Source organism: Pseudomonas sp. TMW22090, assembly GCF_022496665.1.
Lineage (GTDB): Bacteria > Pseudomonadota > Gammaproteobacteria > Pseudomonadales > Pseudomonadaceae > Aquipseudomonas > Aquipseudomonas gregormendelii.
Genome location: NZ_SCFH01000002.1, coordinates 149,638 through 164,740 on the forward strand (window position 1 = coordinate 149,638; position 15,103 = coordinate 164,740).

The 15,103-nt window shown below is 61.1% G+C and carries 13 protein-coding genes; 8 read left to right on the top strand and 5 right to left on the bottom strand.

Annotated elements, in window-relative coordinates:
- Positions 1-128 precede the first annotated feature (128 nt).
- The 3 genes from EQV97_RS06755 to EQV97_RS06765 form a co-directional block, all read right to left on the bottom strand.
- Positions 129-458, bottom strand: coding sequence for an amidase (locus tag EQV97_RS06755; protein ID WP_122837774.1), 330 nt, complete (start codon positions 456-458; stop codon positions 129-131).
- Positions 455-1,549, bottom strand: coding sequence for a serine hydrolase (locus EQV97_RS06760; RefSeq protein ID WP_240888726.1), 1,095 nt, complete (start codon positions 1,547-1,549; stop codon positions 455-457). The genes EQV97_RS06755 and EQV97_RS06760 overlap by 4 nt, the downstream gene beginning before the upstream one ends.
- 366 nt (positions 1,550-1,915) lie before the next feature.
- The gene (locus EQV97_RS06765) at positions 1,916-2,788 is read right to left on the bottom strand and encodes an acyl-CoA dehydrogenase family protein (RefSeq protein ID WP_122837772.1); all 873 of its coding nucleotides are present in this window, start codon (positions 2,786-2,788) and stop codon (positions 1,916-1,918) included.
- A gap of 154 nt (positions 2,789-2,942) precedes the next feature.
- On the opposite strand from EQV97_RS06765, the gene olsB reads away from it, so the two are divergent.
- A complete protein-coding gene (gene olsB / locus EQV97_RS06770) occupies positions 2,943-3,698 on the top strand; it encodes an L-ornithine N(alpha)-acyltransferase (RefSeq protein WP_045061028.1) in 756 nt (251 codons plus the stop codon).
- Complete coding sequence (locus tag EQV97_RS06775; RefSeq protein WP_122837771.1) at positions 3,698-4,489, top strand: lysophospholipid acyltransferase family protein; 792 nt, start codon at positions 3,698-3,700, stop codon at positions 4,487-4,489. The genes olsB and EQV97_RS06775 overlap by 1 nt, the downstream gene beginning before the upstream one ends.
- A 119-nt stretch (positions 4,490-4,608) precedes the next feature.
- On the opposite strand, the gene EQV97_RS06780 is transcribed toward EQV97_RS06775, so the two are convergent.
- Positions 4,609-5,187 carry an ACP phosphodiesterase gene (locus EQV97_RS06780; RefSeq protein ID WP_240888727.1) on the bottom strand — a complete coding sequence of 193 codons (579 nt, stop codon included), beginning with the start codon at positions 5,185-5,187 and terminating at the stop codon, positions 4,609-4,611.
- A gap of 171 nt (positions 5,188-5,358) precedes the next feature.
- Between EQV97_RS06780 and EQV97_RS06785 the strand changes: the two genes are divergently transcribed.
- From EQV97_RS06785 to EQV97_RS06795, 3 genes are read left to right on the top strand one after another with little or no spacing between them, the layout of a single operon-like run.
- Positions 5,359-5,661, top strand: coding sequence for a metalloregulator ArsR/SmtB family transcription factor (locus EQV97_RS06785; protein ID WP_122837770.1), 303 nt, complete (start codon positions 5,359-5,361; stop codon positions 5,659-5,661).
- 33 nt (positions 5,662-5,694) lie between these two features.
- Positions 5,695-6,861, top strand: coding sequence for an MFS transporter (locus EQV97_RS06790; RefSeq protein WP_045061032.1), 1,167 nt, complete (start codon positions 5,695-5,697; stop codon positions 6,859-6,861).
- Positions 6,862-6,883: 22 nt separating this feature from the next.
- Positions 6,884-7,933: an alkene reductase gene (locus EQV97_RS06795; protein WP_122837769.1), complete on the top strand. Its 1,050-nt coding sequence runs from the start codon at positions 6,884-6,886 to the stop codon at positions 7,931-7,933.
- Positions 7,934-8,177: 244 nt separating this feature from the next.
- Here EQV97_RS06795 and emhR read toward each other — a convergent pair whose 3' ends face one another.
- The gene (emhR, locus tag EQV97_RS06800; protein ID WP_122837768.1) at positions 8,178-8,810 is read right to left on the bottom strand and encodes an efflux system transcriptional repressor EmhR; all 633 of its coding nucleotides are present in this window, start codon (positions 8,808-8,810) and stop codon (positions 8,178-8,180) included.
- A gap of 264 nt (positions 8,811-9,074) precedes the next feature.
- Here emhR and EQV97_RS06805 point away from each other — a divergent pair, with 264 nt between their 5' ends.
- Genes EQV97_RS06805 through emhC form a run of 3 tightly spaced genes read left to right on the top strand, consistent with a single transcriptional unit; the run spans position 9,075 to position 14,857 of the window.
- The gene (locus EQV97_RS06805; RefSeq protein ID WP_122837767.1) at positions 9,075-10,232 is read left to right on the top strand and encodes an efflux RND transporter periplasmic adaptor subunit; all 1,158 of its coding nucleotides are present in this window, start codon (positions 9,075-9,077) and stop codon (positions 10,230-10,232) included.
- Between the two features lie 3 nt (positions 10,233-10,235).
- A complete protein-coding gene (emhB, locus tag EQV97_RS06810) occupies positions 10,236-13,400 on the top strand; it encodes an efflux RND transporter permease subunit EmhB (protein ID WP_122837766.1) in 3,165 nt (1,054 codons plus the stop codon).
- Positions 13,397-14,857 (top strand): efflux RND transporter outer membrane subunit EmhC, encoded by a 1,461-nt coding sequence (emhC, locus tag EQV97_RS06815; protein WP_122837765.1) that lies wholly within the window; start codon positions 13,397-13,399, stop codon positions 14,855-14,857. Before emhB ends, emhC begins: the two co-directional genes overlap by 4 nt.
- Positions 14,858-15,103: the final 246 nt, after the last annotated feature.

The window sequence follows — 15,103 nt, forward strand, 5'->3', positions numbered from 1 at the left end:
CGCAGTCGAAATCCTGTGGGAGCGAGCCTGCTCGCGATGGCGGTTTCACATCCAGCATTGGCAGTGGATGCCAGATCGCAATCGCGAGCAGGCTCACTCCTGCAGGGTTTCTCCAGTTGCTACCGGTTTCAGGGCATCAGGCGACAGCCCTGACGCGCGCCGAGCCACTGCGCGCTGCTGCTGCGACCCAAGCCACTGACGGAGACGGTCTTGCTGGCGGAGTCATCCGCGAAACCGCTGGTCGGCAGCCACTGCTTCACATAGCGGTGGCAATACTCGGCGGGTTTGTTCATCACGTAACGGCACGAGCAATATTCCTTCGCCGTGTAGGCGCTGATGATGTCAGGAAACGCCCACAGCGCCACCCGCTCCTGCCACACCCAGCCAAGCAGGGCGAAAAGCACAATCAACCACAGCGTGGTGAGAGGACGGCGGCGTACAAAGCTGCGGCGAATCACGGCTGCACCTGCCCGGCGACTGCCCGGCGCACCAGCCTGAGTAATGTGTTGTGGTTATAGCTGCCATCGCGATCATCACCATAGCGCACGATCACGAGGTTTTCGCTGGGGATCACGTACAGCGCCTGCCCCCAATGGCCGAGTGCTGCGAAAGTATCGGCAGGTGCATCGGGCCAGGGTCGCGCGGCACCCTCGACGGCGCGGTTAAGCCACCAATGTCCGCCCGGCACCGTGGCGTCCTGGTGGGCCTTGTACCGCGTGAAGGGCTCGCGATTGAAGGCAACCCAGTCTTTGGGCAGCAATTGCCGCTCGCCCCAGCGCCCGTCGCGCGCCATCAGCAAACCGATACGTGCCAGATCGCGGGCGGTGAGGTAGGCATAGGAGGATGCGACGAAAGTGCCACTGGCGTCGGCCTCCCAGGTCGCGTCGCGGATGCCCAGCGGCTCGAACAAGGCGGTCCATGGATAGTCCGGATAACGCGCCGGCCCGACGATGTTTTTCAGCGCGGCGGACAGCAGATTACTGTCGCCACTGGAATAGCGAAACACCTGGCCGGGCTCGGCGTACGCGTCATGGGAGGCGGTGAACGCGGCCATATTCGAATGACCGCGGGTATACAGCATCGCCACCACCGAGGACTTCAGCGGGGCGTACTCGTAGTCTTCCTGCCAGTCCAGGCCGGAGGCCCAGTGCAGCAGGTCAGCCATGCTGATGGCCGGATGCTTTCCCAGCGCCGGATAGAACTTCAGCACCGGGTCCGAAAGCTTGAACAGGCCTTCGCCATAGGCCACGCCGAGGACCGTGGCCATGAGGCTTTTGCTGATCGACCAGGTCAGGTGCGGCGTATCGGCAGTGGTCGGTGCGCAGTAGCGTTCGTAAAGCAATTGGCCGTCGCGGATCACCAGCAAGGCATCGGTGCGTATACCTGCCCGGGTGTTGTCATTACGGGGCGCGAATGCGTAGGCCTCCAAGGCTTGCAGCGTTGGCCCGCTCAGGCTCGGGCCGCTGGACCACTGTTCCCCGGGCCAGGTTTCGGCACGGGCGCAGACACTGAGCATCACCAGGAAACACAGGGACAAACCTTTGGACATGGTGAGGGCTCGGGAGGTTGGACCTGTTGAGCCTAGTTGAAGCTAATTACAGTTTTAAGTTGGGTGGGACCTTGGAGACGCCATCGCGGCAAGCCTTGCTCCCACAGGTCAGTGGCCACACCGCTGACTGGTCTGCCTCAAAATGTTAGACATCAATTATCACTTTTGGGGGGCAGACCAGACGGTAGGAGCTGACGAGTGAAACGAGGCTGCGATCTTTTGACCTGGTTTAGCCACCAGCAAGATCAAAAGATCGCAGCCTCGTTTCACTTGGCAGCTCCTACGTCGCGCAAGAGTCGCGTGTGCACTGCAAATCCCTGTAGGAGCAAGGCTTGCCCGCGATGGCGCCATTCAATCCAGCGCAGCTCACGCCAATGCCTTGGCCAACCGCTTGCCCCGCGCCACCGCTGCCAGATCCATCACCGCCTGATCGCGCTGCCACATCGCCGCCCAGTGCGGCGGCCCATCCGCCAGCGCCAGGCCGATCTCGACCTTGAGCCCATCGAACTGGGCGAACAAACCGCCCAGCAGCACATGCCCTGCCGGATTGTTCGGCGCCTGGCGGCTGACTTCCGCACATCCGGCGAGCAACGCCAGCAAGCGCAGTTGCAGGGACCGTGGCCAGTCACTGTCCTGCCCTATACCGTAAAGCCAGGCGGTCATTGCGCTCAGCACATAGATATCTTCCAGGGTGCGGAACGGTTTGACGTAGGCGTCCCAACCGTCCCCGGCCAGCAATTCGCATTGGGCGTTCTCCAGATACAGCCGACAGTGGCTGATATCCGGCATCAACGGGATCGACGGCAGGTGCTCCAGGCGTACTCCGGGCTCGCCTGGATACACCACCGCCAGGCTCAGGCGAGGCGCTTCGCCGGGCTGCTCGCTACGCGCGGCGACCAGCAGCCAGTCAGCGGCATTGCCCGCAGTGACGAAATCCTTGCGGCCACTCAGGCGTAGATCGCCCAGGCGAGTCTGCATGTCCGCCACCCGCAGGCTGCGCTGCTCGGTCGCACACATGGCACCCAGGCTCAATGGCGCGCTTGGCCAGAGCATGCGTAACGCAGCCTGATACCCCACCAGAAATGCCAGCCCCGGCGTCGCCATCAATCGCCCGCCCGCCACTGCCAGCTCGAAGGGCGTGACACTCCCCAGTTGCTGCAAAAGATTGGCAAAGCCTTCTGCCAGGTCCGCACTGGCCGGCACTCGATCACAACGTTTCAACAGGTTCTGCCAAGGCATTGAAGGCTCCTCAAGGGCTGTCATACAAGCATCACCAAAGCTTCATGGCGATGACACCGGGGCTACATAGCCTGACTTTGCACAACACGGCTGCATAAAGAAAGTCGATCGACTGCCACCCAAGACGGGTGACCAGCCCGCACGGAGATTCGCCATGACCCAGATCGCCCACATCCGCGACACCGGCAATGAACGTCGCCTGCAAGCCGAACGCCTGGTAGGTGCCGACGCGCTGCAGGAAGCCCAGGCTCTGCGCTTCAACGTGTTCAGCGGCGAATTCAACGCCAAGCTGAAGGGCGCGGAGTGGGGTCTGGACATGGATGACTACGACGTTCACTGCGCCCACATCGGGGTGCGCGACCTGAACACCGGCCGCCTGGTAGCGACTACCCGCCTGCTTGACCACCAGGCCGCGAGCAGCCTGGGCAGGTTCTACAGCGAAGAGGAGTTCAGCCTGCATGGCCTGGTCCACTTGCAGGGCCCGATTCTGGAAATCGGGCGCACCTGCGTCGACCCCGCCTATCGCAACGGCGGCACCATCGCCGTGCTCTGGGGTGAGCTGGCCGAAGTGTTGAACCAGGGCGGCTACAGCTACCTGATGGGCTGTGCCAGCATCCCGATGCAGGATGGCGGAATCCAGGCCCATGCGATCATGCAGCGCCTGCGCGAGCGCTACCTGTGCACCGAACACCTGCGTGCCGAGCCGAAAAAACCGCTGCCGGCACTGGCCATTCCCTCCAACGTCATCGCCGAAATGCCACCGCTGCTCAAGGCGTACATGCGCCTGGGCGCGAAGATTTGCGGCGAGCCCTGCTGGGATGAAGACTTCCAGGTGGCCGACGTATTTATCCTGCTCAAGCGCGATGAACTCTGCCCGCGTTACGCCAAGCACTTCAAGGCGGCCATGTGATGAGCCGGTTGCGGGTGTACGCGCGAATCGCACGAGTGCTGGTGGTGGTAACGCTGGGGTTGAGCATGGCTGGCGTGTTCGGGTTGTTCGAGCGCCTGGGGATCGCGCACTCCATGGCGCGCCGCCAGCGCTGGTCGCGTTTCTTCATGGCGCGCCTGGCCAATGCCCTGCCCTTTCGTGTGACCGTCCACGGCGAACTGCCGCAGCAGCCGATGCTCTGGGTCAGCAATCACGTGTCCTGGACCGACATTCCGCTGCTGGGCATGCTCACCCCGCTGTCGTTCCTGTCCAAGGCCGAGGTGCGCACCTGGCCGGTGGCGGGCTGGCTGGCGGCCAAGGCCGGCAGCCTGTTCATTCGTCGTGGTTCGGGCGACAGCCAGTTGATCCGCAAGCAGATGGCCCGTCATCTGCAGCAGGCCCATCCCCTGTTGATGTTCCCGGAAGGCACCACCACCGATGGCCGCTCGCTGCGCACCTTCCATGGTCGCCTGCTATCCGCGGCGATTGATTCCCAGGTGAAGCTGCAACCGGTGGCGATTCGTTATCTGCGCGGGGGTGAGCTGGATTCGCTGGCGCCTTTTGTTGGCGACGATGACTTGCTGTCGCACCTGATGCGTCTGTTCGGCAATGAGCGCGGTGATGTGGAAATTCATCTGCTCAAGCCAATCGCTTGTGAAGGCCGGGAACGCGCGGCGCTGGCGTTCGATGCGCAGCAGGCGGTGCAGAAGGCATTGTTTGGGGCGATTCCGGAACAGCAGCAAAGGCCGATGCGCCCTGCTATAGCTGCCTGACACCATTCCCCGAAACAACAAATCTCCTGTGGGAGCGAGCGCTGCTCGCGATAGCGGTGTATCAGTCGACAACTCTGTTGGATGACAGACCGCAATCGCGAGCAGGGTCTCCCCAAGGTCTATTTTGCTGGATGGTCCTGCACAAAGCGCTGAAGCTGAGGGTAGAACAACCGGAAATCCTCGCTCAGCGGCTCATACAGCACGCGCAATTCCTGCATCGCCCCGGCCAGCTCCTCTGGCCGGGTCAGCCGCCGTGAAATCCCGCGCAGTACCTGCTCCAGCACATCGAACTGGCGATAAGACCCCAACCAGTCATTGGCCATCATGTGCGGCGCAATCCTCGCCAGGCGTTCCGGCAGTTGCCGCTCACTGGCCAGCACCCGGTACACATCCGAAGTGAACAGTTCCAGCGGCTGCTCGGCATACAGGCCCCAGTCCCGCGCCAGGCAGTGATCGAAAAACACATCGAGGACGATCCCGGCGTAACGCCGGCGAGTCAGGGAAAAACGCGACAACGAAACATCGACCAACGGATGCCGGTCGGTAAACACGTCAATACTGCGATGCAACTGGATGGCCGCCTCGACCTCCGGATCAAACTGCCCCTGCAGCCGCCCTTTGACGAAATCGCCATACAGGCTGCCGAGCAGTTGACCGGGGCGCTGGCCACCGAGGTGCAGATGTGCGAGATAATTCATGTCGCCCAGCTTAGCACTGCGCACCCGAACCGTTACAGTCAACGTATCGTTATAACTCGATATAGCGAATTATGCGGTCATCAGACCAAAATCATATTTGTGTATCGCGAAATAGCGATTTAAAGTTCGCCTCATCGCGATATAGCGTTTTACTCATCACGAGCCCATACCATGCCTATCAATCTCGACGAAATAATAAAAGCCCTGGCACACCCAGTCCGGCGAGAAATCCTGCACTGGTTGAAAGACCCGACCGTCGAATTCCCCGACCAGACCCACAGCAACGAACACGGAGTCTGCGCCGGACAGATCGATCAACGCTGCGGCCTGTCGCAATCCACAGTTTCCGCGCACCTGGCCACCCTGCAACGCGCCGGCCTGATCAGCAGCCGCAAAGTCGGGCAATGGCATTTTTTCAAACGCAACGAGGAAACCATCCAGGAATTCCTCAGCACCTTCAGTAAAGAGCTCTGACCCTTCCAGTCGGCCAGCCCACAAGGAATCAACATGCCACTCTCGCTCCTCATCCTGGCCTTGAGCGCCTTCGCCATCGGCACCACCGAGTTCGTCATCATGGGCCTGTTGCCCGATGTGGCGGCCGACCTCGGCGTGTCGATTCCTGGCGCCGGCTGGCTGGTGACGGGTTACGCACTGGGCGTGGCCATCGGTGCGCCGTTCATGGCACTGGCCACCGCCAAATTGCCGCGCAAGGCCGCCCTGGTAGCGTTGATGGGCATTTTCATCATCGGCAATCTGCTTTGCGCGCTGGCCAGTGACTACAACGTACTGATGTTCGCCCGTGTAGTGACGGCGCTGTGCCACGGCGCCTTCTTCGGCATCGGCTCGGTGGTGGCGGCAGGACTGGTTCCGGCTAACAAGCGCGCATCCGCGGTGGCCCTGATGTTCACTGGCCTGACCCTGGCCAACGTCCTCGGCGTACCACTGGGTACTGCCCTCGGCCAGGAAGCCGGCTGGCGCTCGACCTTCTGGGCAGTGACCGTCATTGGCGTGATTGCGCTGATCGGCCTGATTCGGTTCCTGCCCGCCAAGCGCGATGAAGAGAAACTCGACATGCGCGCCGAATTGCGGGCACTCAAGGGCGCCGGCATCTGGTTGTCCCTGAGCATGACCGCGCTATTCGCCGCCTCGATGTTCACCTTGTTCACCTATGTCGCGCCGCTGCTCGGTGACGTTACCGGCGTCTCGCCCAAAGGCGTTACCTGGACCCTGCTGTTGATTGGCCTGGGCCTTACCGTGGGCAACATCATCGGCGGCAAGCTGGCGGACAAGCGACTGGCAGCGACCCTGATTGGCGTTTTCATCTCGATGGCCGTGGTCTCCACCGTGCTGACCTGGACCAGCGTGGCGCTGATCCCGACCGAAATCACCCTGTTCCTCTGGGCCACCGCCTCGTTCGCCGCCGTCCCGGCGTTGCAGATCAACGTGGTGACTTTCGGCAAGGCGGCACCGAACCTGGTGTCGACCCTGAACATCGGCGCGTTCAACGTCGGCAACGCGCTGGGCGCCTGGGTCGGCGGCAGCGTTATCGCCCACGGCTTCGGCCTGACCCGCGTGCCATTGGCGGCCGCTGCCCTGGCAGTCCTGGCCCTGTTGGTGACGCTGATTACTTTCCGCCAGAGCGGCAATGCCGAACTGGCCCCTGCTACCCATTGATCTCCCACGAGGCTTGTATTTCATGACGACTATTTTCGATCCAATCAAACTGGGCGACGTCGAACTCGCCAACCGCATCATCATGGCGCCTTTGACCCGCTGCCGCGCCGACGAAGGCCGGGTGCCGAATGCGCTCATGGCCGAGTACTACGTACAGCGGGCCTCGGCTGGCCTGATCCTCAGCGAGGCCACCTCGGTCACGCCGATGGGTGTTGGCTACCCGGACACCCCAGGTATCTGGTCCAACGACCAGGTACGCGGCTGGAGCAACGTAACCAAGGCCATCCACGGCGCAGGCGGCAAGATCTTCCTGCAACTGTGGCACGTCGGCCGGGTTTCTCACGAGTCGTACCTGAACGGTGAACTGCCTGTCGCACCCAGCGCCATTCAGCCAAAAGGCCACGTCAGCCTGGTGCGCCCTCTGGCCGACTACCCGACCCCACGCGCCCTGGAAACCGCTGAAATCGCCGACATCGTCGACGCCTACCGCACGGGTGCCGAAAACGCCAAGGCCGCCGGCTTCGACGGCGTGGAAATCCACGGCGCCAACGGCTACCTGCTTGACCAGTTCCTGCAAAGCAGCACCAACCAGCGCACCGACCACTACGGTGGCTCTCTGGAAAACCGCGCCCGCCTGTTGCTGGAAGTGACCGACGCCGCCATTGAAGTCTGGGGCGCCGGCCGAGTTGGCGTGCACCTGGCGCCTCGCGCCGACTCCCACGACATGGGCGATGACAACCTGGCGGAGACTTTCACCTACGTCGCCCGAGAGCTGGGCAAACGTGGTATCGCGTTCATCTGTTCCCGGGAAAAAGAAGGCGCCGACAGCCTCGGGCCACAACTGAAAGAAGCGTTCGGCGGTCCGTATATCGCCAATGAACGTTTCAGCAAAGACAGCGCCAACGCCTGGCTGGCGGCTGGCAAGGCTGACGCAGTAGCCTTCGGGGTGCCGTTCATTGCCAACCCGGACCTGCCGGCCCGGTTGAAGGCTGATGCGCCGTTGAACGAGCCGCGTCCGGAACTGTTTTACGCTAAGGGTCCAGTGGGCTACATCGACTATCCCGTGCTCTAAAACAGAACAGCGCCACGCACTACAACAAAGCCTCGTCTCGAAAGAGCCGGGGCTTTGTATTACTGGTGTATTGACCTTCAAGCAGTGAGGGTATTGGCGCGCTGACGGCTAGACCCGCTAGATCAATTGACACAAATCTCCTACAAAATACGTAGCCCGCTACCTGTCCACCTGGCGGCTCTACGTATATAAAGCAGTCTGCGGCGCTCGTCCCTTGACATCGCTGCTGCTTACGCATTTTGTTTCATTTGCGCAGGCTGGGACTGAAGCGCAGCATATCCAACCCTGTATCGGCCCAGCGCTCGGCCTCGGCGTGCAGCTCAAAGCTGTCCGGTGCCAGCAGCCACTGATACAGAATGCCGTCAATGTAGGCATGCAGGCTGATGGCGGCACGGACGGTGTCGAGGTCTGCCGGCAATTGCCCACGGTTGACTGCGTTACGCAAGGCGAGGCCGATCCGCACGTTGCAGTCCAGGCTGGCGGCCTGACGCTGCTGGCGCAGGTCGCACATTTCATCGGTGAATTCGCACTTGTGAAACAGGATCTCATTGAGACGCCGGGTTTTCGGGTCCAGGGCAATCTGATGAAACAAATGAATCAGCAGCTTGCGCATGCAGCCCAGGGGGTCGGGTTCGTCCTCGCTCTCGCTGGCCTTGGCCATGTCATCCAGTGGTTCGTGCAAGCTATCGAGCATCGCCTGCACCACATCGGCCTTGTTGCTGAAATGCCAATAGATGGCCCCGCGAGTGACGCCGGCCAGGGTGGCGATATCGGCCAGTGTCGTGCGCGCCACACCCCGCTCGTAGAAGGCTTTTTCTGCCGCTTCGAGTATCTGGCTGCGGGTTTCCTGGGCTTCCTCTTTGGTACGACGGACCATGGCAGTACAACCTCGATCAGGATGCTTCAGCAGTCTGAACATCCACTGAATAAAATTGCAGCGAGCGCTCTTGGGACTCGTCTGCGGCCTACAATTCAAACCTTCGCGGAGCATTTGTAACAGGATGAGTACAACGCCAAAGGTATTTACAAACAACCATGAACGTAAGTATATTCCTTAGCAAGCTACTTATCCACTCAGCGCACATTTTTTACCTTTCATACTTTCTAGTGCGCACTTAGCGCGCCTGACCCGAGGATTTTCATGCAATTCAAGCCAGCTGTTACCGCTCTGGTCACTGCCGTCGCCCTTGCATCGCTGCTCAGCGGATGTAAAAAGGAAGAGGCGGCCCCCGCCCCACCACCCCCTCAGGTCGGCGTCGTGACGCTGCAGCCACAATCGTTCACCCTGACTTCCGAGCTTCCGGGTCGTACCAGTGCGTTCCGCATTGCCGAAGTCCGCCCGCAGGTCAACGGCATCATTCTCAAGCGCCTGTTCAAGGAAGGCGGCGACGTCAAGGCCGGCCAGCAGCTGTACCAGATCGATCCGGCCGTCTATGAAGCCACGCTGAAAAGCGCCGAAGCCAACCTGCAGCAGACCAAGTCGATTTCCGACCGCTACAAGCTGCTGGTGAAAGAGCAGGCCGTGAGCCGTCAGGAATACGACACGGCGCTGGCCAACCGCATGCAGGCGGAAGCTTCGGTGCAGACTGCCCAGATCAATGTGCGCTACACCAAGGTCTACGCGCCTATCAGCGGTCGCATCGGTCGCTCCAACGTGACCGAAGGTGCCCTGGTCACCAGCGGCCAGACCGACGCCATGGCGGTGATCCAGCAACTCGATCCGATCTATGTCGACGTGACCCAGTCGTCCGTGGAGCTGCTGGAACTGCGCCGCGAACTGGAAAGCGGGCGCCTGCAAAAGGCCGGTGACACCGCCGCGGCGGTCAAGCTGACCCTTGAAGACGGCAGCCAGTACAAGCTGGACGGTAAACTCGAGTTCTCCGAAGTCTCGGTAGACCAGACCACCGGTTCGGTGACCTTGCGCGCCGTGTTCCCCAACCCTGACCACACCCTGCTGCCCGGCATGTTCGTTCACGCCCAGCTGCAGGCCGGTGTGAACAGCGCAGCGATCCTGGCCCCCCAGCAAGGCGTGACTCGCGACCTCAAGGGCGCGCCAACGGCACTGGTCGTGGGCCCGGACAACAAGGTCGAGCTGCGCCAGCTCAAGGCCAGTCGCACCGTGGGCAGCCAGTGGCTGATCGAAGACGGCCTGAAAGCCGGCGATCGACTGATCACCGAAGGGCTGCAGTACGTCAAACCTGGTGTCGAAGTCAAAGCCACTGAAGCGACTAACGTAGGCACCAAGAACCCGGTCCCCGCACAGGCAGCTGACAAGGCCTCCAGCGGCAAAGGGGAGTAACCCATGTCCAGATTTTTTATCGACCGTCCGATTTTCGCCTGGGTAATTGCCCTGGTGATCATGCTGGTCGGGGCACTCTCGATCCTCAAACTCCCGATCAACCAATACCCGAGCATTGCGCCACCGGCCATTGCGATCCAGGTAACCTACCCAGGCGCGTCCGCACAAACCGTGCAGGACACCGTGGTCCAGGTGATCGAGCAACAGCTCAACGGTATCGATAACCTGCGTTATGTCTCCTCGGAAAGTAACTCCGACGGCAGCATGACCATTACCGCGACCTTCGAGCAGGGTACCAACTCCGATACCGCCCAGGTCCAGGTGCAGAACAAGCTGAACCTGGCCACCCCGCTGCTGCCGCAAGAAGTGCAGCAACAGGGGATCCGCGTAACCAAGGCGGTGAAAAACTTCCTGTTGGTCATCGGTGTGGTGTCGCGTGACGGCAGCATGACCAAGGACGACCTGTCCAACTACATCGTGTCCAACATGCAGGATCCGATCTCGCGGACCGCCGGTGTCGGTGACTTCCAGGTCTTCGGTTCCCAGTACGCCATGCGCGTCTGGCTCGATCCGGCCAAGTTGAACAACTTCAACCTGACCCCGGTAGACGTCAAGGCGGCCATCGCGGCGCAGAACATCCAGGTGTCCTCCGGCCAACTGGGCGGCTTGCCTGCTGCACCTGACCAGCAGCTGAACGCTACCATCATCGGCAAAACCCGCCTGCAGACCGCCGAGCAGTTCAACAAGATCCTGCTCAAGGTCAACAAGGACGGCTCGCAAGTGCGTCTGTCCGATGTCGCGGATGTGGGTCTGGGCGGTGAGAACTACAGCATCAACGCTCAGTTCAACGGCGCACCGGCTTCCGGCCTGGCGGTGAAACTGGCCAACGGTGCCAACGCCCTCGATACCGCCAAGGCACTGCGTAACACCATCGAAACGCTCAAGCCCTTCTTCCCGCAAGGAATGGAAGTGGTGTTCCCGTACGACACCACGCCAGTGGTGACCGAATCGATCAAGGGTGTGGTTGAAACCCTGGTCGAAGCGATCGTGCTGGTGTTCCTGGTGATGTTCCTGTTCCTGCAGAATTTCCGCGCCACGGTCATCACAACGATGACGGTGCCGGTGGTACTGCTGGGTACCTTCGGGATTCTCGCGGCGTTCGGTTTCAGCATCAACACCCTGACCATGTTTGGCATGGTGCTGGCCATCGGCTTGCTGGTGGACGATGCCATCGTTGTGGTGGAAAACGTCGAACGGGTCATGAGTGAAGAAGGCCTGTCACCCAAGGAGGCCACCAAGAAATCCATGGGGCAGATCCAGGGTGCACTGGTGGGTATCGCCCTGGTGCTCTCGGCAGTACTGCTGCCAATGGCGTTCTTCAGCGGTTCTACCGGGGTGATCTACAAGCAATTCTCGATCACCATCGTCTCGGCCATGGCCCTGTCGGTACTGGTGGCCCTGATCTTCACGCCGGCGCTTTGCGCAACCATGCTCAAGGCGATTCCGAAAGGCGAACATGGCACCCCGAAACGCGGCTTCTTTGGCTGGTTCAACCGCAGTTTCGACCGCGGCGTCAAAAGCTACGAGCGCGGCGTTGGCAACATGCTCACGCACAAGGCCCCTTACCTGCTGGCCTACGTGATCATCGTGGTCGGCATGATCTGGTTGTTCACCCGCATTCCGACGGCGTTCCTTCCGGAAGAAGACCAGGGCGTACTCTTCGCCCAGGTGCAGACCCCGGCCGGCTCCAGCGCCCAGCGGACCCAGGTGGTGATCGACGAAATGCGCGAATTCCTGCTGCGGCCATCCAAGGACGGCGGCGAAGGCGATGCAGTGGCCTCGGTGTTTACCGTGAACGGCTTCAACTTCGCCGGTCGCGGCCAGAGTTCGGGCTTGGCCTTTATCATGCTCAAACCCTGGGGCGAGCGAAACGCCGATAACAGCGTATTCAACCTGGCCGCCCGGGCCCAAAAGCATTTCTTCTCGTTCCGTGACGCCATGGTGTTCGCCTTCGCGCCACCTGCGGTACTGGAGTTGGGTAACGCCACGGGCTTTGACGTATTCCTCCAGGACCGTGCCGGCATCGGCCACGAAAAACTGATGGAAGCGCGCAACCAGTTCCTCGGCATGGCCGCGCAGAGCAAGGTGCTGTCGCAGGTACGTCCCAACGGCCTGAACGACGAACCGCAATACCAGCTGGAAATCGATGACGAGAAGGCCAGTGCCCTGGGCCTCACGCTCAGCGACATCAACACCACCCTGTCGATTGCCTTGGGCAGTAGCTACGTCAACGACTTCATCGACCGCGGTCGGGTGAAGAAGGTGTACGTGCAAGGCCAGCCTGATTCGCGGATGAGCCCCGAAGACATCAAGAAATGGTACGTGCGTAACTCCGAAGGAACCATGGTGCCGTTCTCGGCCTTTGCCAAGGGCCAGTGGATCTACGGCGCACCTAAGCTGTCGCGTTATAACGGTGTAGAGGCGATGGAAATTCTCGGAGCCCCGGCGCCGGGTTATTCCACCGGTGAGGCCATGGCCGAAGTCGAAGCGCTGGCGAAGAAACTCCCGGCGGGTGTAGGGATTTCCTGGACCGGCCTGTCGTACGAGGAACGCCTGTCCGGCTCGCAGGCTCCGGCGCTGTACGCGTTATCGCTGCTGATGGTGTTCCTGTGCCTGGCGGCTCTGTACGAAAGCTGGTCGATTCCGATTGCGGTGATGCTGGTAGTACCTTTGGGGATCATCGGGGCACTGCTGGCGACCAGTCTGCGCGGGCTGTCCAACGACGTTTACTTCCAGGTGGGCCTGTTGACGACTATCGGACTGGCGGCGAAAAACGCCATCCTGATCGTTGAATTCGCCAAGGAACTGCACGAGCAGGGCAAGAGCCTGCGAGAGGCTGCGATCGAAGCGTGCCGCATGCGTTTGCGCCCGATCATCATGACCTCGCTGGCCTTTGTCCTGGGCGTAGTGCCCCTGGCGATTTCCACTGGTGCCGGTTCAGGTAGCCAACATGCCATCGGTACAGGCGTTATTGGCGGTATGATCACGGCCACGGTCCTGGCGATTTTCTGGGTACCACTGTTCTTCGTTACCGTGTCCTCCATTGGTCAGCGCAAAAAAACCGACCCGGATGACACTACTGAAACTCCTAAAGAGGCTGGCCAATGAGCAAGTCGCTACTCTCCCTGGCAGTCGCCGCGTTCGTACTTGGTGGCTGCTCGCTGATACCCGATTATCAGCAGCCTGAAGCACCGGTGGCGAGCCAGTACCCGCAAGGGCCGGCTTATTCGCCGGCCCAGGCGCCAGGTCAGGCCGCTGCTGAACAGGGCTGGAAGCAGTTTTTCCATGACCCGGTCCTGCAACAGCTGATCCAGGTGGCTCTGGAAAACAACCGTGACCTGCGAGTCGCCGCGTTGAACATCGACGCCTTTGCCGCGCAGTACCGCATCCAGCGTGCGGACCTGTTCCCGGCGGTGTCGGCCAATGGCACTGGCAGCCGCCAGCGCGTTCCGGCCAACGCTTCGCAAACCGGCGAGGCAGGGATCACCAGTTCCTACTCTGCTACGGTCGGCATCAGCGCTTACGAACTCGACCTGTTCGGTCGTGTTCGCAGCCTGAGCGAAGAAGCCCTGCAACAGTACTTCGCCACTGAAGAAGGCCGTCGCAGCACGCAGATCAGCCTGGTGGCCAACGTGGCCAACGCCTACCTGACCTGGCAAGCCGACAAGGAACTGCTCAAGCTGACCCAGGACACCCTTGGTGCGTTCGAGGAGAGCTACAAGCTCACTTCGCGCAGCAACGAGGTGGGCGTCGCCTCGGCACTGGACCTGGCGCAGTCGCGCACCTCGGTTGAAAACGCCCGGGCGCAACTGGCCAAGTACACCCGCCAGGTCGCGCAGGATGAAAACAGCCTGGTGCTGCTGCTCGGTACCGGCCTGCCGGCGAACCTGCAGCCCACCCGGCCCCTGGCTGACGACTTGCTGAGCGATGTACCGCCAGGCCTGCCGTCGGACTTGCTGCAACGGCGCCCGGACATCCTCCAGGCCGAGCGCAACCTCAAGGCCGCCAACGCCAACATCGGCGCCGCGCGGGCTGCGTTCTTCCCGAGTATCAGCCTGACAGCCAATGCCGGTTCCCTGAGCCCGGACCTGTCCGGCCTGTTCAAGGGCGGCTCGGGCACCTGGTTGTTCCAGCCGCAGATCAACCTGCCGATCTTCAACGCCGGCAGCCTGCGTGCCAGCCTGGATTACTCGAAAATCCAGAAAGACATTGGCGTGGCGAACTACGAGAAGTCCATTCAAACGGCGTTCCAGGAAGTCGCCGACGGCCTGGCAGCGCGCCAGACCTACACCCAGCAGCTGCAGGCACAGCGTGATTTCGTCACCGCCAACCAGGACTACTACCGTCTGGCCGAGCGTCGTTATCGCATTGGCGTCGACAGCAACCTGACCTTCCTCGATGCCCAGCGCCAGTTGTTCAGCGCACAGCAGGTACTGATCACCGATCGTCTGGCCCAGCTGGTCAGCGCAGTTAATCTGTACAAGGCACTGGGTGGTGGCTGGAATGCGCAAACCGCGCAAAACGAGCCGGTGAAAGAAGAAGCGCCTAAGCTAAAGCTGTTCTGATAGCGCTTGTCGCAATATCGAAGCCCACCTGACAGGTGGGCTTTTTGTTGGGCTTCAAGATCAACAGATCGCAGCCTTCGGCAGCTCCTACAGGCATTCGCGCACACCTGTAGGAGCTGCCGAAGGCTGCGATCTTTTGATTCTTTATCGTTCGATAATCGCCCAAAACTCTCAGTCACAGATTGAACCATCTAGTACATTCCGCGCACCATTCGCTTCACAAAACCAATAACCTCCAGGTTCGAC